This window comes from Burkholderia sp. BCC1644 (assembly GCF_902833225.1).
Classification (GTDB): domain Bacteria; phylum Pseudomonadota; class Gammaproteobacteria; order Burkholderiales; family Burkholderiaceae; genus Burkholderia.
This window is the reverse complement of the sequence record NZ_CADFEI010000023.1, coordinates 1-26742: the sequence shown is the minus strand read 5'-3', so window position 1 is coordinate 26742 and position 26742 is coordinate 1. Positions and strand designations below refer to the sequence as shown.

Annotated in this window: 24 protein-coding genes, 1 tRNA gene and 1 pseudogene; 18 read left to right on the top strand and 8 right to left on the bottom strand. The window is 62.2% G+C overall.

Annotated elements, in window-relative coordinates:
- Positions 1 to 21: 21 nt before the first annotated feature.
- The 4 genes from HWX87_RS32750 (at position 22) to tatC (ending at position 2097) form a co-directional block, all read left to right on the top strand.
- A complete protein-coding gene (locus HWX87_RS32750; RefSeq protein ID WP_124453403.1) occupies positions 22 to 387 on the top strand; it encodes a histidine triad nucleotide-binding protein in 366 nt (121 codons plus the stop codon).
- A gap of 92 nt (positions 388 to 479) precedes the next feature.
- Positions 480 to 710 carry a Sec-independent protein translocase subunit TatA gene (gene tatA, locus HWX87_RS32745; RefSeq protein WP_059232563.1) on the top strand — a complete coding sequence of 77 codons (231 nt, stop codon included), beginning with the start codon at positions 480 to 482 and terminating at the stop codon, positions 708 to 710.
- 26 nt (positions 711 to 736) lie between these two features.
- Complete coding sequence (tatB, locus tag HWX87_RS32740) at positions 737 to 1267, top strand: Sec-independent protein translocase protein TatB (protein ID WP_176051082.1); 531 nt, start codon at positions 737 to 739, stop codon at positions 1265 to 1267.
- 41 nt (positions 1268 to 1308) lie between these two features.
- Positions 1309 to 2097 (top strand): twin-arginine translocase subunit TatC, encoded by a 789-nt coding sequence (gene tatC, locus HWX87_RS32735; RefSeq protein WP_176051081.1) that lies wholly within the window; start codon positions 1309 to 1311, stop codon positions 2095 to 2097.
- A 204-nt stretch (positions 2098 to 2301) separates the two neighbouring features.
- Here the strand turns inward: tatC and HWX87_RS32730 are convergent, their stop codons facing one another.
- Positions 2302 to 3507, bottom strand: a complete 1206-nt coding sequence (locus tag HWX87_RS32730) for a Do family serine endopeptidase (protein ID WP_176051080.1) — start codon at positions 3505 to 3507, stop codon at positions 2302 to 2304.
- Between the two features lie 21 nt (positions 3508 to 3528).
- Between HWX87_RS32730 and HWX87_RS32725 the strand changes: the two genes are divergently transcribed.
- The 8 genes from HWX87_RS32725 to HWX87_RS32690 all read left to right on the top strand — a co-directional run bounded on the left by HWX87_RS32725 (position 3529) and on the right by HWX87_RS32690 (position 9126).
- On the top strand, positions 3529 to 4275 hold the full coding sequence (locus tag HWX87_RS32725) for a Nif3-like dinuclear metal center hexameric protein (RefSeq protein ID WP_176051079.1): 747 nt from the start codon (positions 3529 to 3531) through the stop codon (positions 4273 to 4275).
- 218 nt (positions 4276 to 4493) lie between these two features.
- Complete coding sequence (petA, locus tag HWX87_RS32720) at positions 4494 to 5114, top strand: ubiquinol-cytochrome c reductase iron-sulfur subunit (RefSeq protein WP_021161845.1); 621 nt, start codon at positions 4494 to 4496, stop codon at positions 5112 to 5114.
- Positions 5111 to 6493, top strand: coding sequence for a cytochrome bc complex cytochrome b subunit (locus tag HWX87_RS32715; RefSeq protein ID WP_176051078.1), 1383 nt, complete (start codon positions 5111 to 5113; stop codon positions 6491 to 6493). Before petA ends, HWX87_RS32715 begins: the two co-directional genes overlap by 4 nt.
- Before the next feature lie 21 nt (positions 6494 to 6514).
- On the top strand, positions 6515 to 7273 hold the full coding sequence (locus HWX87_RS32710; RefSeq protein WP_176051077.1) for a cytochrome c1: 759 nt from the start codon (positions 6515 to 6517) through the stop codon (positions 7271 to 7273).
- Positions 7274 to 7367: 94 nt separating this feature from the next.
- Positions 7368 to 7979 (top strand): glutathione S-transferase N-terminal domain-containing protein, encoded by a 612-nt coding sequence (locus HWX87_RS32705; RefSeq protein WP_006400565.1) that lies wholly within the window; start codon positions 7368 to 7370, stop codon positions 7977 to 7979.
- A gap of 71 nt (positions 7980 to 8050) precedes the next feature.
- Positions 8051 to 8578: a ClpXP protease specificity-enhancing factor gene (locus tag HWX87_RS32700; RefSeq protein ID WP_176051076.1), complete on the top strand. Its 528-nt coding sequence runs from the start codon at positions 8051 to 8053 to the stop codon at positions 8576 to 8578.
- Positions 8579 to 8596: 18 nt separating this feature from the next.
- Positions 8597 to 8672 (top strand) — tRNA-Thr (locus HWX87_RS32695).
- Between the two features lie 208 nt (positions 8673 to 8880).
- Positions 8881 to 9126: a helix-turn-helix transcriptional regulator gene (locus HWX87_RS32690; RefSeq protein ID WP_176051075.1), complete on the top strand. Its 246-nt coding sequence runs from the start codon at positions 8881 to 8883 to the stop codon at positions 9124 to 9126.
- Between the two features lie 709 nt (positions 9127 to 9835).
- Here HWX87_RS32690 and HWX87_RS32685 read toward each other — a convergent pair.
- The 6 genes from HWX87_RS32685 to HWX87_RS32660 form a co-directional block, all read right to left on the bottom strand.
- Entirely contained in the window at positions 9836 to 10768 is a 933-nt protein-coding gene (locus HWX87_RS32685; protein WP_176051074.1) for a hypothetical protein, read from the bottom strand.
- Positions 10769 to 10770: 2 nt separating this feature from the next.
- Positions 10771 to 11127, bottom strand: coding sequence for a hypothetical protein (locus HWX87_RS32680; protein WP_176051073.1), 357 nt, complete (start codon positions 11125 to 11127; stop codon positions 10771 to 10773).
- On the bottom strand, positions 11127 to 11771 hold the full coding sequence (locus tag HWX87_RS32675; RefSeq protein ID WP_176051072.1) for a hypothetical protein: 645 nt from the start codon (positions 11769 to 11771) through the stop codon (positions 11127 to 11129). Before HWX87_RS32675 ends, HWX87_RS32680 begins: the two co-directional genes overlap by 1 nt.
- Positions 11772 to 11953: 182 nt before the next feature.
- Entirely contained in the window at positions 11954 to 13084 is a 1131-nt protein-coding gene (locus HWX87_RS32670; RefSeq protein ID WP_347880185.1) for a DUF6680 family protein, read from the bottom strand.
- A gap of 56 nt (positions 13085 to 13140) precedes the next feature.
- Positions 13141 to 13875 carry a LytTR family DNA-binding domain-containing protein gene (locus HWX87_RS32665; RefSeq protein ID WP_176051070.1) on the bottom strand — a complete coding sequence of 245 codons (735 nt, stop codon included), beginning with the start codon at positions 13873 to 13875 and terminating at the stop codon, positions 13141 to 13143.
- Position 13876: 1 nt separating this feature from the next.
- On the bottom strand, positions 13877 to 14884 hold the full coding sequence (locus tag HWX87_RS32660; protein ID WP_176051131.1) for a histidine kinase: 1008 nt from the start codon (positions 14882 to 14884) through the stop codon (positions 13877 to 13879).
- A 470-nt stretch (positions 14885 to 15354) separates the two neighbouring features.
- Here HWX87_RS32660 and HWX87_RS32655 point away from each other — a divergent pair, with 470 nt between their 5' ends.
- Together HWX87_RS32655 and HWX87_RS32650 are read left to right on the top strand one after the other, a co-directional pair.
- Positions 15355 to 15897 carry a DUF6622 family protein gene (locus tag HWX87_RS32655; protein WP_176051069.1) on the top strand — a complete coding sequence of 181 codons (543 nt, stop codon included), beginning with the start codon at positions 15355 to 15357 and terminating at the stop codon, positions 15895 to 15897.
- A gap of 354 nt (positions 15898 to 16251) precedes the next feature.
- On the top strand, positions 16252 to 16455 hold the full coding sequence (locus tag HWX87_RS32650) for a hypothetical protein (protein WP_176051130.1): 204 nt from the start codon (positions 16252 to 16254) through the stop codon (positions 16453 to 16455).
- A 60-nt stretch (positions 16456 to 16515) separates the two neighbouring features.
- On the opposite strand, the gene HWX87_RS32645 is transcribed toward HWX87_RS32650, so the two are convergent.
- On the bottom strand, positions 16516 to 17316 hold the full coding sequence (locus tag HWX87_RS32645) for a transporter substrate-binding domain-containing protein (protein ID WP_176051068.1): 801 nt from the start codon (positions 17314 to 17316) through the stop codon (positions 16516 to 16518).
- A gap of 325 nt (positions 17317 to 17641) precedes the next feature.
- Here HWX87_RS32645 and HWX87_RS32640 point away from each other — a divergent pair, with 325 nt between their 5' ends.
- From HWX87_RS32640 to HWX87_RS32625, 4 genes and pseudogenes are all read left to right on the top strand, one after another.
- Entirely contained in the window at positions 17642 to 20812 is a 3171-nt protein-coding gene (locus tag HWX87_RS32640; protein WP_176051067.1) for a type VI secretion system Vgr family protein, read from the top strand.
- A 56-nt stretch (positions 20813 to 20868) separates the two neighbouring features.
- Positions 20869 to 25512, top strand: a complete 4644-nt coding sequence (locus HWX87_RS32635) for an RHS repeat-associated core domain-containing protein (protein WP_176051066.1) — start codon at positions 20869 to 20871, stop codon at positions 25510 to 25512.
- Between the two features lie 71 nt (positions 25513 to 25583).
- Complete coding sequence (locus tag HWX87_RS32630; protein ID WP_176051065.1) at positions 25584 to 25943, top strand: SMI1/KNR4 family protein; 360 nt, start codon at positions 25584 to 25586, stop codon at positions 25941 to 25943.
- Positions 25944 to 26039: 96 nt separating this feature from the next.
- A pseudogene (locus tag HWX87_RS32625) lies at positions 26040 to 26742 on the top strand (sugar-binding protein); the annotation flags it as partial.

Here is a 26742-nt window from a genome sequence, read left to right as displayed (position 1 = left end):
CGGGCGTTTCGCAGGAGCAACATGAGTCACGATCCGAATTGCCTGTTCTGCAAGATCGCGGCAGGCGAGATCCCGAGCACGAAGGTGCACGAGGACGATGAATTCGTCGCGTTCCGCGACATCCGCCCGGCGGCCGAGACGCACGTGCTCGTGATTCCGCGTCAGCACCTGCCGACGTTGTCGGCGGCGAGTGCGGCCGATGCGCCGATGCTCGGCCGGCTGATGCTGCTCGTCGCGCGCCTTGCCGACCAGCTCGGCGTCGCGTACACGGGCGGCGAAACCGGTTTCCGCACGGTCATCAATACGGGCCCGGGCGGCGGGCAGGAGGTCTACCACCTGCACGCGCATATCCTGGCCGGTCCGCGCCCCTGGCAACGGATGGGTTGACGGCGCGGGGCGTTTCCCCGCATCGATAGTCGAAGCCGGCGTGTCGCCGGCGATTTGCGCCGCCCGGCGGCGTGGTTGAGGAGAGTTTCATCATGGGTGGATTGAGCATTTGGCACTGGCTGATCGTGCTGCTGATCGTCGCGCTGGTTTTCGGTACGAAGAAGCTGCGCAACATCGGCAACGATCTCGGCAGCGCAGTGAAGGGTTTCAAGGACGGCATGAAGGAAGGCGAAACGCCGGCCGATGCGCAGCAGCTGCCGCGCACGGGCTCGGTCGACGTCAACGCGAAGGAAACGACGCGTTCCGATTCGAACAAGGCGTAACGCCGGCACGCTGACAGGCATTCGCGATGCTGGATCTCGGTCTTTCCAAGATGGCGCTGATCGGCGTCGTCGCGCTCGTGGTGCTCGGCCCCGAGCGCCTGCCGCGCGTCGCGCGTACGGCAGGCGCGCTGTTCGGCCGTGCGCAGCGGTACATCAACGACGTGAAGGCCGAGGTCTCGCGTGAAATCGAACTCGACGCGTTGCGGACGATGAAGACCGATTTCGAGTCGGCCGCGCGCAATGTCGAGACGACGATTCACGACAACCTCCGCGAGCACGAGAAGGACCTGAACGACACGTGGCATTCCGCGGTCGGCGGTCTCGACGAGGCTTCCGGTAACGCCGGTTCTTACGGTTCCGATGCGCCCGCGGCGCCGTCGTGGCGTGGCAGTCCGGCCGCGCTTGCGCCGAAGCGCCGCAACTGGCGCGTGAAGCAGGCGGCGACGCCTGTCTGGTACAAGCGCGCGACCACCCGCCGCACGCACGTGCAGTCGGGCGCAGCGCGTGTCGCGCGCCACCAGCCGGCCAGCCTGCGCCGGCCGACGCGCTTCTTCTGAGCCGAGCGCATGCTCGCTCGTTTATCCTACCGAGGGCCGGCGTGAGCGACCCCCAGCAGAACCCGGGCGACGCCCCGGAAGAAACCTTCATTTCCCATCTCGTCGAGCTTCGCGATCGCATCATTCGCGCGGGCCTGGCCGTGATCGTCGTGTTCCTCGGGCTCGTCTACTGGGCGCCCGACATCTTCCGGCTGCTCGCGCGGCCGCTGATGGAGAACTTGCCGAAGGACGGCAAGATGATCGTCACCGACGTCACCGGCTCGTTCTTCGTGCCGATGAAGGTCACGATGCTCGTCGCGCTCGTGATCGCGCTGCCGGTCGTGCTGTACCAGATCTGGGCGTTCGTCGCGCCGGGGCTGTACCAGCACGAGAAGAAGCTCGTCACGCCGCTCGTCGGCAGCAGCTATGTGCTGTTCCTGTGCGGGATGGCATTCGCGTACTTCCTCGTGTTCCCGACGATCTTCCGCGTGATGGCGCACTACAATGCGCCGCTCGGGGCCGAGATGACGACCGACATCGACAACTACCTGAGCTTCGTGCTCGGGATGTTCATCGCGTTCGGGGTCACGTTCGAGGTGCCGATCGTCGTCGTGCTGCTCGTCCGGATGGGCCTGCTTTCGCTGAAGAAGCTCAAGGAGATGCGGCCGTACGTGATTGTCGGCGCGTTCGTCGTCGCGGCGGTCGTCACGCCGCCGGACGTGTTCTCTCAACTGATGCTCGCGTTGCCGCTCATCGTGCTGTTCGAGATCGGGCTGCTGGCCGCGCGGTTCTTCGTGCCGAAGAAGCCGGCCGAAGAGGGCGAGACGGGGAACGGCGAAGCCGCGAGTTGACGGCGGCGCGCAGCGCGACGGGCTGGCCCGCTGGGCCGGACCGGAGCTGCTCGGTGGCGCAGCCGTCCGGCAAGCGTGTGGCGAGGCCACCTTCCCGGCAAGACGGATAGATCGAAGCAAAGCAAAAGGGCAGCCAACCGGCTGCCCTTTTTCATTTCCACCGACGGTAACGAACGTGATGTCGCGCCGCCCGCCTGCCGAATCTCACTCGGTATCGCTGTCCTGCTCGTCGAGCGCCTGCTTCGGCGGCGGCGGGCGCTTGCCGATCACGACGTTCACGTCCAGCTCCTTGCCCTTGCGTACGACGTGCACCTTGGTCGGCGTGCCGGGCTTGATCTGCGCGACGGTATTCAGCAGCTTCGTCGTGTCGGTGATGTCCTCGCCGTTCACACTCACGAGGATATCGCCCGGCTTGATGCCGGCCTTGTCGGCCGGGCCGCCCTGCAGCACGCCGGCGACGATTGCGCCCGATTTCTGCTGGAGCCCGAACGATTCGGCGATCTCCGGCGTGACGTCCTGCGGTTCGACACCGATCCAGCCGCGCGTGACCGAGCCCGTCGTGATGATGCTTTCGAGCACCGTGCGCGCGGTCGAGACGGGAATCGCGAAGCCGATGCCGAGCGAGCCGCCCGAGCGCGAATAGATCGCCGTGTTGATGCCGAGCAGGTTGCCGTTCACGTCGACCAGTGCGCCGCCCGAGTTGCCGGGGTTGATCGGCGCGTCGGTCTGGATGAAGTTCTCGAACGTATTGATGCCGAGGTGATTGCGGCCGAGCGCGCTGATGATCCCCATCGTGACCGTCTGGCCGACGCCGAACGGGTTGCCGATCGCGAGCACGACGTCGCCGACGCGCGACTGGTCGGAGCGGCCGAGCGTGATCGTCGGCAGGCTCGTCATGTTGATCTTCAGCACGGCGAGGTCGGTCTCGGGATCGCTGCCGATCACCTTTGCGGTGGCCGTGCGGCCGTCGGCGAGCGCGACTTCGATCTGGTCGGCGCCGTCCACGACGTGCTGGTTCGTTAGAATGTAACCTTCAGGGCTCACGATAACGCCCGAGCCGAGGTTGGCTGCCGGTTCGTCCTGCTGCTTGCGGGCGTTGCGGTCGCCGAAGAAGTAGCGGAACAGCGGATCTTTCGCGCGGGGGTCGGGCGGCAGCGAGCCGTCCTTGCTGGAGAACACGTTGACGACGGCCGGCATCGCCTTCTGCGCGGCTTCGGCGTACGACGTGGTCGCCGGTGCGCCGCCGATGCCCGGCGCGACTTCCCGCAGCGCAACGATCGGCGTGGCGAGCTGCTTGCCGAGCTGTCCTTGCCGTTGCAGCCATTGCGGCTTGAGCGTCACGACGATGAACATCAGCGCGAGCAGCACGGTAACCGCCTGCGCGAAGAACAGCCAGAAGCGTCTAAGCATCTGAATGGATTAGAGGTTTATATGGATCGGATCGAACTTGAATTGTACTTGAACAATACCCTTGAAACCGCGCGCTTCAAGGACTATTGCCCGAACGGCCTCCAGGTCGAGGGGCGCCGCAAGATCGAGAAGATCGCCACCGGCGTCACCGCGTCGGTCGCGTTCCTCGAAGCCGCACTCGAATGGGGGGCAGATGCCGTGCTCGTCCATCACGGCTATTTCTGGCGCAACGAGGCGCCGCAGATCACGGGCCGCAAGTACCAGCGCCTGAAGCTGCTGCTCAGGAACGACCTGAACCTGTTCGCGTTCCACCTGCCGCTCGACGCGCATCCCGAATTCGGCAACAACGCGCAGCTCGGCAACAAGCTCGGGCTGATCGGCGAGCAGCGTTTCGGCGAAGGCGACCTCGGCTGGATGGCGACGCTGCCGATGCCGGTCACGCTCGAGCACTTCGTCGCGAAGGTCGAGCGCACGCTAGGCCGTACGCCGCTCGTGTTCGGCGATCCGGAGATGCAGCTGCGCCGTATCGCGTGGTGCACGGGCGCAGCGCAGAGCTATTTCGACGCGGCGATCGACGCCGGCGCGGACGTGTATCTGACCGGCGAGGTCTCCGAATACGTGACGCACACGGCGGCCGAGAGCGGCGTCGCCTTCGTTGCGGCGGGGCACCATGCGACCGAACGTTACGGAATCCAGGCACTTGGCGCCCACTTGTCCGAAGAATTCGATATCGAACACCTTTTTATCGATATTCATAATCCGGTCTGAACCCCGGATTTGCGGCGGCGCATCGAAATTTCACAATGTAGCGGATGCTTAAAAGAGAAATGATTTAATCGCTCCGATAGTGGGGGAAAACCCTTGACTATCAATCACTTCGAAGGGATTTTCATCTCCGGGCCTTGTAAATGGCGACTCCATTCGAGCAAACTAGCGGCGGAATGAAAAGTCGTGACGGAAAATCCAACTCAGAAGTGGGGCGTGTGATGCGAGACAAGGAAGAGAAACGCGTCGACAGCGGCCGCCGTACCTGGCTGATTGCGACATCCGTAGCAGGTGGCGTTGGAGGCGTAGCCACCGTAATACCTTTCGCGGCGTCGCTAGCGCCGTCCGCGAAAGCGAAAGCGGCCGGTGCACCGGTCGAGGTCGATATCAGCGGGCTGAAGCCTGGTGAAATGGTCACCGTGCCGTGGCGCGGCAAGCCTGTCTGGATCCTGAATCGCACCGATTCGATGCTGGCCGACGTGGTCAAGGCCGACAAGGAAGTGGCCGATCCGACCACCGAAAAGCCCTATACGATGCCGTTGCCCGCGTATTGCGCGAACGAATATCGCTCGCGGGCCGATCGCAAGAACATTCTCGTCGTGATGGCCGTCTGTACGCACCTCGGCTGCACGCCAAGCCAACGCTTCACGCCGGGTCCGCAGCCGAACCTGCCGGATGACTGGCCGGGCGGTTTCCTCTGCCCGTGTCACGGTTCGACCTACGACCTCGCCGGCCGTGTGTTCAAGAACAAACCGGCGCCTCAGAATCTCGACATCCCGCCCTACATGTTCACGTCGGCAACGACCCTCGTGATCGGCAAGGACGAGAAAGGAGAAGCGTGATGGCCGACAACAAGGAAGTCTCCACGACAGGTCTCACCGGCTGGATCGACCAGCGCTTCCCGCTCACGTCCACCTGGAAGAAGCACGTTTCCGAGTACTACGCGCCGAAGAACTTCAACTTCTGGTACTTCTTCGGCTCCCTCGCGCTGCTGGTGCTCGTCAACCAGATCGTCACGGGCATCTTCCTGACGATGAACTACAAGCCCGACTCGACGCTCGCGTTTGCGTCGGTCGAGTACATCATGCGCGAGGTGCCGTGGGGCTGGCTGATCCGCTACATGCACTCGACCGGTGCATCGATGTTCTTCGTGGTCGTCTACCTGCACATGTTCCGCGGGCTGCTGTACGGGTCGTACCGCAAGCCGCGCGAGCTCGTGTGGATCTTCGGCTGCGCGATCTTCCTGTGCCTGATGGCCGAGGCATTCTTCGGCTACCTGCTGCCGTGGGGCCAGATGTCGTTCTGGGGCGCGCAGGTGATCGTGAACCTGTTCTCGGCGATTCCGTTCGTCGGCCCGGATCTGTCGCTGTGGATTCGCGGCGACTACGTCGTGTCCGACGTCACGCTGAACCGCTTCTTCGCGTTCCACGTGATCGCGATTCCGCTCGTGCTGGTCGGCCTCGTGGTCGCGCACCTCGTTGCGCTGCACGAAGTGGGGTCAAATAACCCGGACGGCATCGAGATCAAGGCGAAGAAGGACGAGAACGGCATCCCGCTCGACGGCATCCCGTTCCATCCGTACTACTCGGTGCACGATTTCCTCGGCGTGTGCGTGTTCCTGATGATCTTCGCGCTGATCGTGTTCTTCTCGCCGGAGATGGGCGGCTACTTCCTCGAGGCGAACAACTTCGTCCCGGCGAACCCGCTGCAGACGCCGCCCGAGATCGCGCCGGTCTGGTACTTCACCGCGTTCTACGCGATGCTGCGCGCGACCACCGACCCGTTCAAGATCGTGCTGATGATCGTGATCGCGCTGCTCGGCGTGCTCGCACTGATCCGTGCGCGCGGCAAGTGGAAGGCCGGGTTGCCGGTGCTGGCCGCGGCGATCGTCGTGTTCATGTACCTGACGGAGTCGAAGTTCTGGGGCGTCGTCGTGATGGGTTCGGCGGTGATCACGCTGTTCTTCCTGCCGTGGCTCGACCGCAGCCCGGTGAAGTCGATCCGCTACCGGCCGCTGTTCCACAAGGTGTTCCTCGGGATCTTCGTCGCGGCGTTCCTGACCCTCGCGTTCCTCGGCACGCGGCCGCCATCGCCGGCGGCCACGCTGATCGCGCAGTGTTGCGCGCTGATCTACTTCGCGTTCTTCCTCGGCATGCCCGTCTGGACGCCGCTTGGCACGTTCAAGCAGCCGCCGGAGCGGGTGCGCTTCAAGCCCCATTAACGTGAGCGAGGAGAGAACGACATGAAGAAACTGCTTTCGACACTCGCGCTGATCGGGGTGACCGCGTGTGCGCTGCTGGCGGCGCCGGCCGTGCGGGCGGAAGGTAATTTTCCGCTCGACCGGGCGCCCGATAACACGGAAAATCTCGTTTCGCTTCAGCACGGCGCGCAATTGTTTGTAAACTATTGCCTGAACTGCCACAGCGCGAACCTGATGCGCTACAACCGTCTGACGGATCTGGGCATATCCCAGAAGGAGATCGAAGCGAATCTCCTGTTCACGACCGACAAGGTCGGGAGCACGATGTCCGTCGCGATGCGGCCCGAAGACGCGAAGAACTGGCTCGGCACCACGCCGCCCGACCTGTCGGTCGAGGAGCGCGCGCGCGGCCGCGACTGGCTGTATACGTATCTGCGGAGTTTCTACCGCGACGATACGCGGCCGACCGGCTGGAACAACGCGGTGTTCGAGAACGTCGGCATGCCCCATGTGTTGTGGCAACTGCAGGGGCAGCGCATTGCCAAATTCGAAGACAAGACGGACGAGGAGACGGGCGAGAAGGTCCACACGCTCGTCGGCTTCCAGCAGGTCACACCGGGCACGCTCTCGTCGCCCGACTATGATGCTGCTGTTGCCGATCTGGTGGCCTATATGACATGGATGTCCGAGCCGGCCCAGCAGACCCGCAAACGCCTCGGCGTGTGGGTGCTGATCTTTCTCGGTGTCCTGACTTTCCTGGCCTGGCGGCTCAATGCCGCGTACTGGAAAGATATCAAGTAAACACGCCTGACCGGCGTGGGGCCGGCGCAAGGCGGAACCCGTGAAAGGGGTGCCGCCGCGTGCCGGCCCTCGGCTTTTTTGAGGAAACGCAAATATGATGGTTCTGTATTCCGGCACAACTTGCCCGTTCTCCCAGCGTTGCCGGCTGGTGCTGTTCGAGAAGGGCATGGACTTCGAAATCCGTGACGTCGACCTGTTCAACAAGCCGGAAGACATTTCGGTGATGAACCCGTACGGTCAGGTGCCGATTCTGGTCGAGCGCGACCTGATTCTGTACGAATCGAACATCATCAACGAGTACATCGACGAGCGCTTCCCGCATCCGCAGCTGATGCCGGCCGACCCGGTGCAACGCGCACGTGCACGCCTGTTCCTGCTCAACTTCGAGAAGGAACTGTTCGTCCACGTCAGCACGCTCGAGAACGAGAAGGGCAAGGCAGCGGAAAAGAATCACGAGAAGGCACGCCTCGCGATCCGCGATCGCCTGACGCAGCTCGCGCCGATCTTCGTGAAGAACAAGTACATGCTCGGCGAAGAGTTCTCGATGCTCGACGTCGCGATCGCTCCGCTGCTGTGGCGCCTGGATCACTACGGCATCGAGCTGTCGAAGAATGCCGCGCCGCTGATGAAGTACGCCGAACGGATCTTCAGCCGTCCGGCCTACATCGAAGCACTGACGCCGTCCGAAAAGGTCATGCGTCGTTGATGATGCAATGAAGGCAAGACGGGGAGGGCGGCGCGGCGTGCCGCGCGCCCGCTCCGGGTTCGAGGATTGTGATGCAAGAGATTTCAACGAAGCCTTATCTGCTGCGCGCGCTGTACGAGTGGTGCACCGATAACGGTTACACGCCGCACATCGCGGTGAGAGTCGACAACTCGACGCGCGTGCCGCGTCAGTTCGTGCGTGACGGCGAGATCGTGCTCAACATCAGCTTCGAGGCGACGAGCCAGTTGCAGATGGGCAACGAGTGGATCGAGTTCACGGCCCGGTTCTCCGGGAAGGCGCACAAGATCGAGATTCCGGTGGCGAACGTGCTCGCGATCTACGCGCGCGAGAACGGGCAGGGGATGGCATTCCAGGTCGATGCGGTTGCGGGTGAAGGCGAGGATTCGGGCGCGTTCGACGAAGAAGCCGAGCAGACGGATGATGCGCCGCGCGTCGAATCGCCTGCTGCGTTGACGCCGGTTGCCGACCGTGGCGCGAACGAGGAACCCTCCGAAGGCGCCGACGAACCGCCGAAAACCGACGGCGATGGCGACGGCTCGAAAGGTGGCAACAGACCTCGCCTCAAGATCGTGAAATGAGGTAGAATCTCGCGCTACGCCGGCTTAGCTCATCTGGTAGAGCAGTTGATTTGTAATCATCAGGTGGCGGGTTCGAGTCCTGCAGCCGGCACCATATCTGACAAGGGGTTACGCGATGTTTGCGTAGCCCCTTCGCGTTTCCAATTCCCCCTCGGCATTTCCAATCTGCATTGGCGAACAGGCTTGTTCAGCTACGTGCTGTGTACGTAGCGTTTCTTCAAGCAAGGGTTCCGTCTTGTCGCAAAGCAAGTCGCGGGCCGGAATGAGTGCAAGCCCTCATGACGATCCCCTCCGAGTAACACATGACGCAGCGCCGAGAAGATCGCGATTTGATTCCTCATGAAGTTGTCAGCGCAACGGTCGACGGGGTGACGCCCCTGCGTGCGTGGCGCGAATATTTCGGGCTGACGCAGGTCGAAGTCGCGACGCGACTCGGCATCAGCCAGTCCGCCTACGCTCAACAGGAGAGCAGCGAGAAGCTGCGCAAGTCGACGCGCGAGAAGATCGCCGCCGCGCTCGGCATCACGGACGCGCAGGTTGACGTCTGACGAGAGTGGTTGGCGCAGCAGAGAGCTGCCTGGGACTTCGGTGCTGGGCGGCATTTTTCGCCTGTATCCATGCACGGAGTCGGCGGGTTCACGTGTCCTCAGAGCGGTCGGTCGCTGGTCGCCCTGGTGGGGTAGCGCGCAGCAGGCCCGTGGCGGGGGCTGTGTGCACGTGGCAGGTGCAGCCCTTGGGGGCGGTTCGACCCCTAGGGCGGGCTGATTCGGATCCGGCGCGCGCAGTTGTAGCCCCGCCCCACCTGCCCGCCGAATTGAGTGGTTTTTGTGCACGCATGCACTGGCCGCTCGGGCCCGGCCAGCACGGACCGCGCGGCGATCGGTGGGCGGATTCGCCTATGCACTTTTATGCGCCTTGGTTATGCAGCCTTGCTAGCCCTGACGATGATACCTGTCCCTCTCTGCCGGGGCGGTGCGCTTCACGGGCGGGGGCAGTGTTCCGCTGAGAATGAGCAGGGGCCACCGGCGTAACGCTTTAGACCTCTTTCTACCGCCCGCCCCAATCCTTCGCTAAGTCTGTCCCGCGTGCACTGGGCCGACTGGCGCTAATGCTGGCGAGATCTCGCTTTCCTGGCACTCGTGCCCTTTGATGCATGCCAACGCCACGCACGGCGCATTTTGTAGCTTTATCGCTCTGGCAACAGAGCGATTTATGAGCCGCGCGCAGATTTGAAGTGGTTACGTGCGAGCGTAAATTTTACGAATTAGGAAAGAATTTTGAAAAATCAGAGCTTTGTCGAAGTTTCTTTCGAATATTGAATCTGTCTTTTCCGGGTGGGGGCAGAATGTCATTTAACAGATCGAAAATGGCATCTATTGCCAATTCCTTTCGGTTCTTTATTTTCACGCGGAGCGATTCGAGATCTTCCAGTGTTAGCGTCTGACCTGGATTGTTCGTCTCAAAATCCTGGATAAAATTTCTCAACTGATCAAAGTCGTTTGGTGGGAACCATACCTGTGTTCGCTCGCTTAACGCGGTCACTTTTTTGTCGAGCTCGTCGTCCGGCCAGTCCGGTGTGCCCACCCGCGAGTATTGCTGGCCAATTGACCAGCCTAGCTTGGCTTGAAACAGATCATCCAATTGCGCGATGCGGCCTTGGGTACAAAGGTCGTAGTGCTCGACTTTAACCGGTAAGGCAAGCGGAAGCATTATGCAACTGTCTTCTGCCAAGCCGAGCTCCGGTCGCGAAGGAAGATAGAAATATCGACTATCGTTATTATTTATCAGCTTCGACAGAAAATCTTTGTAGCGAGCCTCTGTCTCTGTAGAGCCGATGGAAAACAATCCACCAGGCGTGCGCACTAAGAAATTATCAAAATTGCGCGCGAGGGCATGACGAACAGAGCGAACCGGCGCGACCGAGATGTATCGCGCCTTGCAGGGGGCGTCACCGCGGCGTGCAAGGTCGCAGGACTGTGTCAGAACGGCAAACATCTCGTTTGCCTCGTTCTCAACGTGATACCGATGGTAAGTAGTCAGCGGACCGCGAACGAAATCCGAGTCTTTCTGGATCAAATCGCCTTGTTCTAGGCATCTATTAGGGGTGGCCTTGTACAAATTCGGCACAGGGGCCGTGTCGGCCCGGATGTCGGTCGCCTCCCCAAGGCTGCCGAATTCGGTCTCATTCATATTCAGGCGGCTGTGTTTCGGCTGGGCGGTAAAAAGCCAAGTCGGATGGACTCGTTTAGGCGCTGTTGGCGCTCCTCCGAGGCGATTACGGACGGTTTCACAGCTAATGTCACCGTGGCGGTAGACGATGTTACGTTTACTGACACCGTCCGCGGACGGTTATGGGGAGCGGTTCCCTGAACGAGACTTGATTCGCTAAACCATGGCTCTGAAATTTTGGCGGCAGACGGCGACGTAGTGGTGAAGCGATTTTCGATCGCAGTTGTACCGCGGGACGCACCGGCATCGTAGGCAAATTCCTTTGCTCCGATGTCAAAATTCATATTGGTGGACAATGCGTTGGTCTCTATTTTTTTCATCACTTTTCTCCATCATCCAACCCGTCAATGATAATTCTGGACAGACCCAAGAGTGTGTCGAACGCTTCGGGGTTTTCCACTATTCGCTTCGCTCCGACTGCCGAACTTACGTTGAAGTGATGGTTTATCGCCACTTCGAATCGATCGCCTCGCTTGATGCAATTCACATTCGCTAAGTGATCGCTTAGTTTCACTGTAGCTTGCCACGATTGCTGCACAATCGTGGCGTTCTGCTCCTCGTCCGGGAGTTTTGCGAGTACACCGTCGTGCGAGCGAAACGTAGTCGCGACATTGGCATCGGGTTTCGTGTCAGTGAACATGAAATTTACACCGACACCAGAGACAGGAGTATGAGGGAGAAGCTCTAGTACCTTCGCGGCAACTTCGAATGTCTTCTGTACGTGGGGACGGTCATCAGCGTTCAAAGCAAACAGCAGTGTGGCCGGCGTAGCCATCACCGATAGCGATTCAAAACTGAACCGTGGTGCTTGCCCATATTCCTGTATCGGCAACTCCACGCCGACTTGGAAGTCACGGTCGGCAGGAAAGCCGAGCACATGCTGGGCGATCCACTGTGGGGTCAAGATTGCCGGATTCCAAGCCCCTGCAATTACCAGGGTCATCTTGTCGCTTTGCAGCTCCATCTGTGTTTCTCCAAGAGAACATCGACCACTAACCAGAGACAGAGCCGGCCGGACGGCCGAGCCGGACGGCCGAGTAGGATACACCATTTGCATCTAGCGCTTCCGTTGCGCACTGGACGTTCGGGCGCGGACATCGTGTCAGCGAAGCATACACCCCGGCTAACGACCGCCTGCGGTCATTTTTATCGTTCGGCGTGAGCGTTATCGTTGACGCGCGTAGGTGCTAGACGATCGATGGCTTCGCCCAACTTCATAGCGATCTCCGCCTGAGCGGTAACCACACGTTCTTGGAAGTCATGTTGTCTTGCTGCCGCGTCTGGGTCCACCTGTATTGTCCGCACATCCAACGGGAGAGTGCGATCGCCCGCCAACAACTCGAGGACGAATCGCCGTAAGAGATTTTGCTCGAGTTCGACTGTCCCGTGCGCCTCCGGTGAATAGCTGCCAGATTTCAATTGTTGCCGATCGAATTTGTATGCAGTAGCAGCAGCGAGTCGCTCCAACAGGTTCGTAAACAACTCGTCGCCGCGCCCGTTCCATTCCCGAGTTTCGGCTTCGGTGTTCGGACGCTGCTCGAGGGGGACAGAGAGGTGGGCGTGGTAGTCGTGCCACGCGTCGAGGACTGCTTGGGCCTTCCGACTGCGGAGCGGAACTCCCAGTATGCGTCGGCCGTAAAATGCGAGGTCGATGGAATTTAGCGCTCGAACGTGGTCGATCGATACTCGAGATTGCCGCGTCGCCATCAACGTAGTGAAGACCATCTGCTTACGATTGGTCGCTTCGCGAGTCCGCTCCACCCACTTCTGCGCCTGAACTGCAAGGACGGGCCCGAGTAGAGTCGCGCCTGCCATTACATATTCAGTTAGGCCAAGCTGAGACATATGAATCCCGTTTTGTGGTTTGATGAACAGTCTAGCGCAGTGGGTGCGGCCGGCGTCGTCCGCGTTTCCAATTCGACGCCAAGCCTTATCAGATAAGGCCGAGAAGGCGATATGATCGGCAGGTTTGGAAACGCAATGCTTCCCTAAGTGCTTGTAATGCTTGAAAATTTCAACTGCTTTGTAATCATCAGGTGGCGGGTTCGAGTCCTGCAGCCGGCACCAAATTCGAAGGGCCGGGAGGTTTTCCTCCCGGCCCTTCGTCATTTCAGCGTTCACTTTCCCGGCCCGTGGGTTGTCGTTTGTTCTGTGCAGCGACATGGAGTCCGTCTTTTCGACATCGATCTGTCGAATCAATGAAGGATCGCGCGGCGCGAAGCATCGTCGACGAATCTGAACGCAGCGGCGCATTGCAGCCGCGCAGACTGCCAACATGCCATCCACTGCCTGTCGGCGCGTAATCGTGTTGCCGGTGCAGCAGACCGATCCGATCACATCTGCCTGAACAATCCCGCATACGCACGACTGACCGGCAGCATTTCCCGCTGCCCATGCACGCGAATCCGCAATCTTCCGAGCAAGTCGCGCTCGATGCGATCGATCGCTGCGTACGCAACGATCACGCCGCGATGCACCTGCGCGAACCGCTCCGGATCGAGCCGTTGCATCAGTTCCTTCAGTGGCGTGCGAATCACCAGCCGTTCGCCGGCCGTGACGATTTCCGTGTATTTCTCCGACGCCTGGAAATACAGCACGTCGTCGACCGAGACGAGCCGCGTTGCATCCTTCACGCCTACCGTCAGCCAGCGGATCGGCACCGCGTCTCTCGCTTGTGCCGCCTGCGCGAGCGCATCGGCCTGCGCAAGCACCGGTCCGCCGCGCTGAAGCTTCGCAATACAGCGCAGCAGCCGTTCGTCCGTCACCGGCTTCAGCAAGTAATCGACCGCCGCGCGATCGAACGCGTCGACCGCATACTCGTCGTAGGCCGTGACGAACACGACATGCACGTCCGGCACCAGCGCGGCGAGCTTCAACCCGTCGATGCCGGGCATCCGGATGTCGAGAAACGCGATGTCCGGGCGTGGCGACGCGTTCAGCGCAGCCAGCGTTTCGACGCCGTTGCGCGGCATCGCGACGATCTCCAGTCCGGGCCAGAGTTGCCGAAGCCGCTGCGCAAGCGAGGCGGACAGGTTCGGTTCGTCGTCGGCGATGAGGGCGGTCGGCATGTCAGTCGATCGGAGTCAGCAGGGTAGCGGTGACGCCATGCGCGGCGGCGACGTTCGTTTCGACGGTGACACGGCCGCGCTCGCCGTGCAGCGTCCGGATGCGCGCGGCGACGTTGGCGAGCCCGACGCCGCCGTGCAGGCGCGTGTCGCTTTTGCCGAGGCCGACACCCGTATCGATCACGTTGAGTTCGAGCCTGTCGCCCCGCATCCTGCCGCGAATCACGATCACGCCGCCGTCGATGGACGGCTCGATCCCGTGCAGCAGCGCATTCTCGACGAGCGGCTGCAGCAGCAGCGGCGAGAACGGCAACGCGTGCAGATCCGCCGGCACGTCGATCGTATAAGAAAGCCGCTCGCCGAGCCGGATCGATGCGATCTTCAGCAATGCTTCGACGAGTTCGAGTTCTTCTCCGAGCGTCGACGTCGCATCGCGCGTGCGTCGCAGGCTCGCACGCAGGTAGCGGTTCAGGCTGTCGAGCATCGTGGATGCGCGGGCCGGATCGCGCTCGATCAGGCTCTGCACGTTCGCGAGGGTATTGAACAGGAAGTGCGGCTCGATCTGCGCCTGCAGCAGCGCCAGGCGCGCGGCCGTCTCGGCCTGGCGCGCTTCGGCAGCTTCGCGGCGCTCGGTCTCGAGCGTCGCACGCATGCGCATGGACTGCAGGAACAGCGATACGCACACGAACAGGATTGCCGAGATCAGAAACGACGGCCCGTAGTTGTCCCACGTTCCGAGGCGGGCGCGCCCGAACACATGAGGCACGTTCCCGCGGACGATCGCTGCCGAGATCTCGAAACCGATGAGTACGCTGACCGGTGCGATCACGACGGCCTTCAGCGCGAGCCCCGGCTTGCGCGGCAGCAGGCGATCGGCGGCATGGCTGAACAGCAGTGCGCAGAAACCGATCGCGTTGGCGACGACGAGGTAAGGCAACGGCGGTTCGTTGAAATGGAGCGCCCAGAAACCGAGGCCGACAACCGAGTTGAAGCACGCGAACGCGAGCAGCATGGCCGGATCGCGCAGCAGCCGGGGTGGGGCGCCGGTGGGTGGCTGCGGAATCGGCGACGGGTCGGACGTGGCTCGCATGGTGTCGGGTAAGGGTGGGCGCGCGATGCGCTGATGGCCTGACCTTACTGCTGGATGGACCGATCGCGCACGCGTTGCGACGAACGGCGCGCGGCTTCGACGAAGCGCTTCGGCTGCCGACGGTTGGCCGGTTTCCGTCACGAGTGTAGTGGAAGGCGCTGCGGAAGGACACGGGGCGTTGCCGGTCGCGCGTCGAGTGCGAAGCGCCGACGGGTTCAGACGTCGCCGGCTGCGGGATGCGATGGCGCGTCAGCCGTCCCGATTCGCCAAACGATCATCGCCGCGACGCGCAACTCGTCCGCGAATTTCCGCCACCCGTCGCAAGCTGCGCCGCCGGTCGGGATCGGGCAGTACGGTATGGCCGTGTCCACTCCGATCAGGCGATTCCGACCATGTCCACGCTCCTTCACCTGAAGCCTTACGTGTACGTCATGTTCTGCGTGCTGCTCTATGTCGGCATCAAGCGCTGTTTTCCGCGCGAGGTGCCGGCGGCCCGTCCGCTGATCTCGCCCGTCGCGTTCGGGATGCTCGGCATCGTCAGCCTGAACGGACGCTTTCCGCATGCCGGCATCGAAGCGAACGCGATTGCGCTGGCGGCCGTCCTGGGCGGTGCGGCGCTGGGCTGGCTGCACGCGAGCCGGTGGCGGCTCGAGTACCGCCCGGCCGCCTCGGGCCTGCGCGTGCGCCTGCCCGGCGACGCGAGCCTGCTCGTCACGCTGACGCTGACGTTCGTTGCCGAAACCTGCATCCATTACGCGGTCGCCGTGCAAGCGCCGTGGGCCGCGACGAGCGGCTTCGTGGTGCTGTCGTTCGCGGTATGGGGCGTGCTCGTCGGGATGACGCTCGGGCGCGCGGTGAACGTGGTCGTGCGCTGCATGCGCCATGCGAGCGGATCGGCGCGCGGCGGGTTCCCGTATTCGGCCGATCCGCGATGAAGGGGGCGACACGGCCGGCGAGCAGGGAACCGGCGGCCACGCATGTGATGCGGCCCGTCTTCGTCAATTGGATCGGCATCGAATCGAAACGGCATGCGACGCGCGCTGTTTTGCGCCCCGTTTTCCTGTCACGGCCACGTCATGGTGTGCCCATAACGTTGCACGTTCCCGTCGCGGCGGCATCGCCGGATCCGCGACGTGCGCAACCCGCTCGCGACGACGTGCCCGCGTCGCAGGCAGGCCTGCCGGGATCTCGCTCCCGGCGGCGCGACGGTCATGCATCGCGCCATTTCATTCAAAAATACGATCGACGCCGGTTCGAACCGGATCGCGGACGATCAGGAGACAAGGACCATGCTGAGTCCGCATGAATTCTCGATGCTGTTGCGCATTGCGCGTGCGCCGGACAGCGTCGATCAATCGAATCCGGCCTTTGCCGTGCTGGTCGAGAAGCGGCTGGTGGACGACACGCAGGCGCGCATGAACGCCGTGGCGGCGCGTCCGGCGCTGACGCCGATCGGCCAGATGCTGCTGGCGCGCTTCGACGAAGCGGCTTGAGGGGGAGGCGTCACGCGTTCATCGAAATGAACGGCGTGACGCGTTGAAACACCGGGCCGTTTATTGCGCGACCGGCACCGTCACGTCGGCGCCGAACCAGTGCATCGAGATCTTTTTCAGCGAGCCGTCCTTGCGCAGCGAATCGAGCGCGTCGTTGATCGCCTTCTCGAACTTCGGGTTGCCCTTGCGGAACGGGATCGCCATTTCCTGCTTGCCGCCGTTCACGATCGCGCCCGCGCGCAGCGGCAGGTTCGACGTCTTGATCATGTACGGCAGCATCAGGCGATCGTCGAGCGTTGCCTCGATCCGGCCCGCGGCAAGGTCGCGCAGCTTTTCCGGCGCGCCCGGATACGTCTGCACCTCGATGCCCGGCACGGCGCGTGCCATCTGGTCGTAGTTGGTGCCGAGCGTCACGCCGAGCTTCTTGCCCTTGAAGTCGTCGAGCGACTTGAAGTTGCGCGTGTCGTCCTTGCGCTGGATCAGCTGCGCGGCCGAGTACGTGTACGGCTCGCTGAAGTCGAGCGCTTCCTTGCGCTGCGGCGTGATCGTGACCTGGTTGACGATCACGTCGAACTTGCCGGCCTGCAGGCCGGCGATGATGCCGCTCCATTCGGTCGGGACGAACTGCGTCTTCACGCCGAGCTTGCCGGCGACCGCGTTCGCGACGTCGACGTCGAAGCCCTCGAGCTGACCGGACGTGCCGCGCGAGTTGAACGGGGGATAGGTGCCCTCGAGGCCGACGCGCAGCACGCCGGTTTTCTTCACCGAATCGAGCAGGTCGTCCGCGTGCGCGGCGACCGCCGTAAAGCCGAGGGCCGACGCGAGCAGCAGGCCCGACAGCAGGAACTTCGAACGTTTCATCGCAGATCTCCAGGGTTCAGTGTCGTGTGGTGAGCGCCGGGTCTCGGTCGGACCCGGGTGAGGCCGGAATACGGGCACGTAGACACTACTCGCAACCGCGCCGCGCCGGAAGTCGAATTGGCCCTGATTGCAATCGATTTCAGGGGGCACGACGGGGGCACGGGCTGGCTGGCGTGGGTGCAGGCGGCGTGCGGGCGGAACGAATGACGCGTCTGCAATTCCGGTGGGTTTTCAGGGACTGACGTAATTTCTCTGTAAAATCGCGCGAGCGATGTCCAGTGCTCGCGCCATCCGAGGGCGCGTCAAAAGAAAAAAGGCCGTAGCCATGAACATGCAGAACACAATCGCCGCGTTGCGCGGCGGGTTGCTTCAGCAGGACCGGTTGCTGAAGCTCGATACGCCGTTGGGGGGCGACGTCCTGACCGTGCAGCGGGCAGTCGGCCACTCGCGCATCGGGCGCGCGTACGAGTTTACGCTCGACGTACTGTCGACCGAAGGCGATCTGGAGCTTAAAAAACTGATCGCGCAGCCTGTCACGCTGTGGATCGAGCAAGGCAACCGCAGCTATCGGCCGATCAACGGATACGTGCATACCGCGCGCCGGCTGGGCGCCGACGGCGGACTGACGACCTATCAGCTCACGTTCGCCGATTTCACCCATTTCCTGAAGTTCCGTCGCGACCAGCGGCTCTGGAACGACACGACCGTCGACCAGATCATCAGCGACGTGCTGAACCATCATCCGCAGGCCAAGGGCCATTTCCGCTTCGCGCTGTCGAAGCCGCTGCCGAATCGCTCGTATACGCGCCAGCACGATACCGACTGGCATTTCGTGCATCGCCTGATGGAGGACGAGGGACTCTACTGCGCGTGGCAGCAGGCCGACGACGGCAAGTCGCACACGCTCGTGATTACCGACAACCTGCAGGCGTTTGCGCCGCTGTCACCGGAAACGGTGAGCTTCTATCGCGGCGGTGCGGCAAGCGGGGCCGACGCGTTCACGCAATGGTCGGGCACGCGCACGCTGCAGAGCGTCACGCGATCGACGCGCACGTTCGATTACAAGAATCCTGCGCAGCCGTCGAATCCGAAAGGGACGTCGCTGCCGACGATGGCCGGCCAGGGTGAACTGCCCGACCAGCTCGAGGTGTACGAATACACGGGCGCTTATACGTATCTGGACCAGACGCGCGGCGACCATCTGACGAAGGTCAAGATGGAGGAGTGGGAGTCGCAGGCGAAGCGCTTCCATGGCGCGGGCGGCGTGCGCGCGATCGATGCGGGCCGGCGCTTCACGCTGGCAGAACATCCCGAGCACGATCGCGATTCCGCCGGTCAGCGCGAATTCGCCGCGATCGAGGTCGCGTGGTGGATCGAGAACAACCTGCCCGTTGCGAGCGACAGCGCGGATTTTCCGTACAGCCTGCGCGAGGCATTGGCAGGCGCACAGGAACGCTACGGTGCCAGTCCCGCGTTTCGCGTGCCGCACGACGACGGATCGACCGGCTTCTATCTCGTCGAGGTCGAGGCGCAGCGCGTGAGCGTGCCGTACCGCAGCCCGTTCGAGCACAAAAAACCGGAGATGCATCTCGAGACGGCGATCGTCGTCGGGCCGCAGGGCGAGGAGGTCCATACCGACTCGCTGAACCGGATCCGCGTGCAGTTCGTGTGGGACCGGATGAATCCGGGCGACGAGAACGCATCCTGCTGGGTGCGCGTCGTGCAATCGGATACGGGCGGCGGCTACGGCGGCGTGCACGTGCCGCGCATCGGCGAGGAAGTGCTGATCGACTACGTCGGCGGCGACTGCGACCGGCCGCTGGCCGTCGGGCGCGTGTACAACGGCGCGAACCAGCCGCAGTGGCATAGCGACGGGATCCTGTCCGGCTACCGGTCGAAGGAGTATTCGGGCGGCGGGTACAACCAGCTCGTGATGGACGACGCGACCGGCCAGAACCGCGTGCAACTGATGAGCAGCAGCGCGAACAGCCTGCTGCATCTGGGCTACATCATCGACCACAGCGCGAATTCGCGCGGGGCGTATCTGGGCAGCGGGTTCGACCTGCGATCGGATGCGTACGGCGCGGTGCGCGCGAGCCAGGGCCTGTACGTGACGACGCACCCGAAGGCGGCGAACAGCCAGCCGCTCGACGTGAAGGAAGCGCAGCAGCAGCTCGTGACGGGCGAGAGCCTGGTCGAGGCGATGTCGGGCGTGAGCGAGCAGCATCAGGCGGAAAGCCTGAAGGACGCGCACGACACGATGCGCGCGTTCACCGACGCGACGCAGGACAGCGCATCGGGCAGCGCGTCGGGCGGGCGCACGGCAGGTGGCGGCACCGGTAGCGCAAATGCGTTCAAGGAACCGGTGATGCTGTTCGGCAGCCCGTCGGGAATCGGGATGTCGACGCAGCAGTCGGTGCACGTGGTCGCGAACGATCATGTGAACGTGGCGAGCGGGCAAAGCGTGCACGTGGCCGCGGGCAAATCGCTGATCGGGAGCATTGGGCAGAAGCTGAGCCTGTTCGTGCAGAACGCGGGGATGAAGCTGTTTGCCGGCAAGGGCAAGGTCGAGATCCAGGCGCAGTCGGACAACATCGAGGTGACCGCGCAGAAGGCGGTGAAGGTGGTGTCGGCGACGGATCGGATCGAGATCGCGGCCGATCAGGGGATCCTGCTGACGAGCGGCGGCGGGTATATCCGCATTCAAGGCGGGAACATCGAGATTCATACGCCGGGCGCGGTCGATGTGAAGGGTGCGTCGCATACGTTCGCGGGGCCGGCGAGCATGGGGTATCCGTTGCCGAGCCCGCGGCCGGATCAGCCGGGGCAGCTGGAGTTGTTTCACAAGTACGTGAACGGCGAGGCCGTGAAGGGCGGGCTGTTCACGGTGAAAGACGTGAACGGCGCCGTGCTGAAGAAGGGGGCGCTCGACAACAGCGGCTATACGGCCGTGAGCGGTTTGCCGCCGGGCGCGGTGCGTGTCGAGTTCGGGAAGGATCCGCGCGAGTCGGATCAACCGGCGAATTATTTCAAGCAGGTGCAGTGGCCAGTCGAGTCCGTTGAGGCGTCGCCGCAGGCGGCGCAGGCTGCTGCGTCGGAGCAGCTTGCGAGCCAGTTGAAGGGAATGGCGCCTGCGGCTGCGACGGCTGCGATGGGACTTGCGAGCGGAGGTGGGGCCGGTGCTGCGTTGGGCGGACTGGCGAGCTCCGCGTTGCCGGCTGCGGCGGGTGCATTAGGTGGCGCAGGCGCAGTGTCCGCGTTACAGACGGCTTCGAGCCTCGGCAGCGCTGCGAAGCAGGTCGCCGGGATGGTACAGGCTGCACGGCAGGGTGGCCTTGCCGCACTGGCTGCGCCGGCCGCGAACGCGGCATCCGGGATGCTGCAGGGGGCGCTGCCCGGCGTCGCCGGCAAGGGCGCTACGACGGTGGTATCCGCTGCGGGGGCAACCGGCATGAAGCTGCCGACGAGCGGATTCGGTGGACCGCTGAAATCCTGAGCGAGCGGTGCATCAGCCGTCTGGAACAACAAATCGAGACTTGAACCAAAAACGACATGGCACAACAACTTCCACCGGGCGCCGAGAAGGAACAGGCCGTTTCCTGGCTCAGCGATATTTCGCCGAAAGATGTGGCGGCGGGGGGCGACCGTTTCAATAAGTGGTTGCTCAAGATCAGCGGCAATCACGTTTCGTTCGAGGATCTCAAAACGTTCGCGAGCGCGGTGCCGATCATCGGCAACCTGATGGCGTTTTACGACGCGGTTTGCGACATCGTGATGATCGTCGAGAAGCGCCACGCCAATCTGCTCGACTACCTTGGGCTCGCAATCAACCTGATCGGGGTCATTCCGGTTCCGCCGCCGCTGGCATCGTTTCGCCTGTCGGCGCGCCCGCTTCTGGCGCTCGTGCGCAATCAATTGCTGATTTCACGAGGCAATCTCGGGGCAGCGCTCATCTCGGTGCTTGTAACGCACGTCAACGCCGCTGCCGCGACCGAAATCGAAAACTTCCTGAAGACCCTGCAGGACGTTCTTGTTGAGCTGCTGAACGACTGCGCACACAAGGCGCAGGAATTGATGGTCGGTATTGCGACCGGACTGGAGCTCGCCCTCAAAGGGCAAATTTTCGACAGTAGCGCGAACGTGCGGCGTACCGCGCAGATCGCTCGGAAGATGGACAAGCGCTCCTGGTACAACCCGATGCTGGTGGTTGACGCGATCGAGTACGGGTACGAAGGTTCGATCGCGTTGGGGAAGGAAGCCGGAAACGCGACGGCCGGGACTGCTGCGAAGCTTGCTCCGGATTCGTGGCTGCAACCGTTCCGCGATATCGTTGCGTTCCTGAAGACCGAGGCGCCGAAAGTCGCGAAGGCGATCCGCGATCTGAACGGCAGCGAAGAAGGCAAGATGCTGTGGCTGATCGCGCAAGTGATCGAGGCCGTGGCAAGGGTGCGCGCACGCGGCAAGCTTCATGAAAAGACCGCCGACGTGCCGCCCGGCGGCAAGGGGCGCGCGCAGCATGATCGTCCTCAGGAGCCGGCAGGTGCGACCGGACAGCAGGCGCATGCGGAAGGTGCTGGCCAGAGTCCTTGTAAAGGTTGTGGGGTTGGTGCGTCGACCGGGTCGATCGATTTTGCTTTCGGCGACGAGACTTTCACTCACGCGGACTTTGAACTGCCCGGCGCGCTGCCGCTCGTCTGGGCGCGCACTTATCGGTCGCGCCTCTCCGCATACGACAACGGGGAACTTGGCGCGCGGTGGCTCACGCCCTATACGACGCGCATCGATGTCGAAGGCGATACATGGTTCTTTCGCGACGCCAGCGGGCGCAGCATCGAATATCGAGCGCTTGCAGTCGGAGGGGTGTATGACGACCTCGCGGAGAACCTGACGCTGACACGCCTGGACGAGACGTGGGTCACGATTGCATACGGTCACGACCAGCTTCACGCGTATGAACGGCGCGGTAATGCGTTCCGGCTGGCGATGCAGAAGGACCGTGCGGGCAATACGATCACGCTCGATTACGACGCGCTCGACCGCGTGGCACGCTTGATCGATGCGAGTGGCAACGTGCTGTCGTTCGAGCACGACAAGCAAGGCCGGGTCGTGCTGATCGAGCAGGTGCTCGAGGACGGAGCGCGCCGTACGCTTGCGAATTACGCCTATGACGAAGCGGGCGATCTCGTGCGCGCAACCGACCGGTACGGCAACGCGTGGAGCTATCAGTACCGCCGCCATCTCGTGACGCGTTATACCGATCGCACCGGCCGCGGGATGACGCTTGAATGGGACGGCGCGGACGCTGAAGACAACGCGAACGCGAAATGCGTGCGCGAGTACGCGGACGACGGCAGCCTCGATATCCGCCTTGCATGGCATCCGAACATTCGGCTGACCTACGTGACCGATGTGCTCGGTCAGATGTCGCGCTATTACTTCAATATCAAGGGGTACGTTTATCGAATCGCCTATCCGGACGGAAGCGAGGAATGGTTCCGGCGCGACGAGCACGACAATCTGACGCTGCACATTCTGCAAGACGGCAGCATCGAGCAGATGCGTTATGACGCGCATGGCAACCGGACATGGCACGAGCGCGCGGACGGCAGCATTGTCGAGATGGCGTACGACGACAAGGATCAGATGATCCGGCTTGTCGATCCGAACGGTCATGTCTGGCAGCGCAAGTACGATGATGCCGGCAACCTCGTCGAGGAAATCGATCCGCTCGAGCATGCGACGAAGTATGCCTACAACGACAAAGGGTTGCCTACGCAGATCACCGATGCGAAGGGCGGCTCGAAGGCACTCGAATACAACATCGCCGGGCAATTGACGAACTACACGGACTGCTCCGGAAAGAAGACGGAGTGGCGGTACGACGATATCGGCCGCGTGATCGAGACAAAGGACGCGTCCGGTGGCGTGGTTGCCTACGGTTATGGCCCGAACGGCCAATTGACGGAGACGCGTTCGCCGGCCGGTGTCGAGCACGTGCAATACGACGCAGAAGGCCGGTTGTTGCGGCATACGGATCAACTCAATCGATCGACCCGATACGGCTACGATGCCGTGGGTCGTATTGCGAGCCGCGCGGATGCGCTCGGGCAGACGATTGCGTATCGTTACGACCGTCTTGGCCGCTTGACCGCGCTGACCGATGCGAACCTTGCGACGTACCAGTTCCACTACGATCCGGCGGGGCGGTTGATCGAGGAAATCGGTTTTGATCGCAAGTCGACGCGTTATCAATACGACCCGGACAGCGGCAGCCTTGTTTCGGTTGATGAAGCGGGTTGCGTGACGTCGATCGACGTCGACGCAAATGGCCGCCTGATGAAGCGTGTCGCGGGGGAAAGCGAGGAACGGTTTGCGTACGACCGGAGCGGCAGGCTGATCGACGCGGTGAACCGGTACAGCCGCGTGCAGTTCTTCTTCGATCCGGTCGGCAATCTCGTGCGCGAACATCACGCCTACGATTTGTTCGGCGAGCGGCGTAGCTATGTGTGGCATCACGAATACGACGAGCTCGGCAACCGGCGACGTACCGTGCGGCCGGATGGCCATGCGGTTGATTGGCTGATGTATGGTTCGGGATATGTGCACGGGATGCTGCTCGATGGCGAGGAGCGTGTGCAATTCGAGCGCGATGACCTTCATCGCGAGACGGTGCGCGTGCTGTCGAGCAAGGTCGGGCAGCGCACGCACTACGATCCGGCAGGACGTGTGCTGCAACAGACGATTCAGCGGTCGACGTCGCCTGCGCCGCTTGCCGAGCGGCGGTATCGCTATGACGCGGCGGGGCAGTTATCGCGAATCGAGGATAGCCGCAAGGGCGGGACCGATTACCGCTATGACCCGGTCGGGCGACTGATCGAGGCGATCAGTCCGGTCGCGAAGGAGCGGTTTGCATTCGACCCGGCGAGCAACATCATCGATCCGGTGCGGCCGACCGAAGCGCCGGCCTCCCGTCCGAGCCCGGTGAGACCGGAAAGCACGTTACCGCCCGAGGTACCGAAGGTGCTGGGCAACCTGCTGAAGGCGTACGCGGGGATGCACTTCGAGTACGACACGCGCGGGAATCTGGTGCGCAAGCGTACGCCGGTGGGGGAGCAGGAATACGAGTGGGACGAATTCAATCGCTTGCAGTCGGCGCGGGTCGCGGAGGCGTCGCGGCAGAGTCAGTCACGGTATTTCTATGACGCGTTCGGCCGCCGGATCGCTAAGGAGGTGAATGGCGATCGGACGGTGTTCGGATGGGATGGTGACGCGCTGGCGTATGAGAGCGATGGCGAGCGTGGCACGCACTATTTGTACGAGCCGGGAACGTTTGTGCCGCTGGCGCAGTATGTGGCCGAGCCGGTGGAAGGAATTGCTACGCCCGAATGGAAGAGTACCGACCGCTATGTGCCGGAGGATGATCCGCTGCAGAAGGCGCCAGAGCGGCGGGGTGGCGCGGTGCTGTTCTATTACCACTGCGATCAGATTGGGACGCCGCAGTTGCTGACGGATGACGACGGCGATGTCGTATGGGAAGCGTCGTATAAGGCTTGGGGTGAAGCGCGGGAGGTGATTGCACGAGCATCAAAGGCGGTGGGGATCGTAGCGAAGAATCAGCTGCGGTTTCAGGGGCAACAAGGCGATGACGAGACTGGACTGCACTACAACCGGCATCGGTACTATGATCCGAGTAGCGGCCGCTTTATTAGCAAGGATCCGATCAGTCTCGGGGGCGGCATCAACGTCTATCAATACGCGCCCAACCCTGTTGAGTGGATCGATCCACTGGGCTTGAGTCGCTTCAAGAAAGGGAGCTGGGGGCCGTGTAAGAAAGGTACAGGTCTCACGTATACCGTTTTTCAGCAAGATATTGATTGGGATATGGAGCATCGAGGGAAGACCAATTTGCAGCGAGCAATGGAAGGTGGCGCGCCATTTATGATGAAAAATGGCGTGCCTCAGCAGATTCAGTTGCACCATTCTCGTCAACAATCCACTGGCCCCTTGTTCGAAGTAACAACGAGCACACACAGGGCTGCCAGTGGCGCAGGTCGCGAGGCATTGCATCCATATGGAAATCAAAAGAATCCTGATTTCCCCGTTGATCGCGATGCCTTCGACATTGATCGAAAGCAATACTGGCAAGATCGCGCGGCAGGGGCGAACGCGTTAAAAAATGGAGGGTGCAATCTGTGATTCCATCAACAGTTGATCAGTACCTGGCTGGATCCACAGGCGACATCGCTAGGGATGATCCGAAAACAGCCATGAGGGCACTTCAGGATCTGGGCGTTGCCTCAGATACTGATTTCGGGCAGTTCTACCTCAAGTATCAGGGGGGGTTTATAAGTCCGCGGCCTGTTGCTGAGTTGCTTGATATCGAGGGTCCGTCCATCCCGGCGATTCCGGACCAAACGGAGTATGTTAGGGATCGCTACGGTATTCCGGAACAATATCTGGCTTTAACGTCGGATGAAAGCGAGGGGATGTACCTGTACGGCAATGATGATGGCGCGGTCTACGATCTCGATATTTCTGATCTAAATGATTTTATAAATGGAAATATTTCGGCGCGCTGGGCTACATTTAATGATTTCTTGATTTGGTATTTTGATTCATCGGTATAGGGCAAAAAGGACTGCGCGAGCGGCTCTTGGTGTTATTGGTGGTTGGGGCTGAGATTGTCGCCGCAGGACCAGTCTCATCGGACAAGACAAAGGCAGAGCGGCAGCCTTGTTTCGGTTGATGAAGCGGGTTGCGTGACGTCGATCGACGTCGACGCAAATGGCCGCCTGATGAAGCGTGTCGCGGGGGAAAGCGAGGAACGGTTTGCGTACGACCGGAGCGGCAGGCTGATCGACGCGGTGAACCGGTACAGCCGCGTGCAGTTCTTCTTCGATCCGGTCGGCAATCTCGTGCGCGAACATCACGCCTACGATTTGTTCGGCGAGCGGCGTAGCTATGTGTGGCATCACGAATACGACGAGCTCGGCAACCGGCGACGTACCGTGCGGCCGGATGGCCATGCGGTTGATTGGCTGATGTATGGCTCGGGATATGTGCACGGGATGCTGCTCGATGGCGAGGAGCGTGTGCAATTCGAGCGCGATGACCTTCATCGCGAGACAGTGCGGGTGCTGTCGAGCAAGGTCGGGCAGCGCACGCACTACGATCCGGCAGGACGTGTGCTGCAACAGACGATTCAGCGGTCGACGTCGCCTGCGCCGCTTGCTGAGCGGCGGTATCGCTATGACGCGGTAGGGCAGTTATCGCGAATCGAGGATAGCCGCAAGGGCGGGATCGATTACCGCTATGACCCGGTCGGGCGACTGATCGAGGCGATCAGTCCGGTCGCGAAGGAGCGGTTTGCATTCGACCCGGCGAGCAACATCATCGATCCGGTGCGGCCGACCGAAGCGCCGGCCT

Coding starts and splice junctions, on each gene's coding strand:
- HWX87_RS32750 (WP_124453403.1), top strand. CDS start 22: ATGAGTCACGATCCGAATTGCCTGTTCTGCAAGATCGCGGCAGGCGAG.
- tatA (WP_059232563.1), top strand. CDS start 480: ATGGGTGGATTGAGCATTTGGCACTGGCTGATCGTGCTGCTGATCGTC.
- tatB (WP_176051082.1), top strand. CDS start 737: ATGCTGGATCTCGGTCTTTCCAAGATGGCGCTGATCGGCGTCGTCGCG.
- HWX87_RS32730 (WP_176051080.1), bottom strand. CDS start 3,507: ATGCTTAGACGCTTCTGGCTGTTCTTCGCGCAGGCGGTTACCGTGCTG.
- HWX87_RS32725 (WP_176051079.1), top strand. CDS start 3,529: ATGGATCGGATCGAACTTGAATTGTACTTGAACAATACCCTTGAAACC.
- petA (WP_021161845.1), top strand. CDS start 4,494: ATGCGAGACAAGGAAGAGAAACGCGTCGACAGCGGCCGCCGTACCTGG.
- HWX87_RS32710 (WP_176051077.1), top strand. CDS start 6,515: ATGAAGAAACTGCTTTCGACACTCGCGCTGATCGGGGTGACCGCGTGT.
- HWX87_RS32705 (WP_006400565.1), top strand. CDS start 7,368: ATGATGGTTCTGTATTCCGGCACAACTTGCCCGTTCTCCCAGCGTTGC.
- HWX87_RS32700 (WP_176051076.1), top strand. CDS start 8,051: ATGCAAGAGATTTCAACGAAGCCTTATCTGCTGCGCGCGCTGTACGAG.
- HWX87_RS32690 (WP_176051075.1), top strand. CDS start 8,881: ATGACGCAGCGCCGAGAAGATCGCGATTTGATTCCTCATGAAGTTGTC.
- HWX87_RS32685 (WP_176051074.1), bottom strand. CDS start 10,768: ATGAATGAGACCGAATTCGGCAGCCTTGGGGAGGCGACCGACATCCGG.
- HWX87_RS32680 (WP_176051073.1), bottom strand. CDS start 11,127: ATGAAAAAAATAGAGACCAACGCATTGTCCACCAATATGAATTTTGAC.
- HWX87_RS32675 (WP_176051072.1), bottom strand. CDS start 11,771: ATGGAGCTGCAAAGCGACAAGATGACCCTGGTAATTGCAGGGGCTTGG.
- HWX87_RS32670 (WP_347880185.1), bottom strand. CDS start 13,084: ATGTTGGCAGTCTGCGCGGCTGCAATGCGCCGCTGCGTTCAGATTCGT.
- HWX87_RS32665 (WP_176051070.1), bottom strand. CDS start 13,875: ATGCCGACCGCCCTCATCGCCGACGACGAACCGAACCTGTCCGCCTCG.
- HWX87_RS32660 (WP_176051131.1), bottom strand. CDS start 14,884: ATGCTGCTCGCGTTCGCGTGCTTCAACTCGGTTGTCGGCCTCGGTTTC.
- HWX87_RS32655 (WP_176051069.1), top strand. CDS start 15,355: ATGTCCACGCTCCTTCACCTGAAGCCTTACGTGTACGTCATGTTCTGC.
- HWX87_RS32650 (WP_176051130.1), top strand. CDS start 16,252: ATGCTGAGTCCGCATGAATTCTCGATGCTGTTGCGCATTGCGCGTGCG.
- HWX87_RS32645 (WP_176051068.1), bottom strand. CDS start 17,316: ATGAAACGTTCGAAGTTCCTGCTGTCGGGCCTGCTGCTCGCGTCGGCC.
- HWX87_RS32640 (WP_176051067.1), top strand. CDS start 17,642: ATGAACATGCAGAACACAATCGCCGCGTTGCGCGGCGGGTTGCTTCAG.
- HWX87_RS32635 (WP_176051066.1), top strand. CDS start 20,869: ATGGCACAACAACTTCCACCGGGCGCCGAGAAGGAACAGGCCGTTTCC.
- HWX87_RS32630 (WP_176051065.1), top strand. CDS start 25,584: ATGAGGGCACTTCAGGATCTGGGCGTTGCCTCAGATACTGATTTCGGG.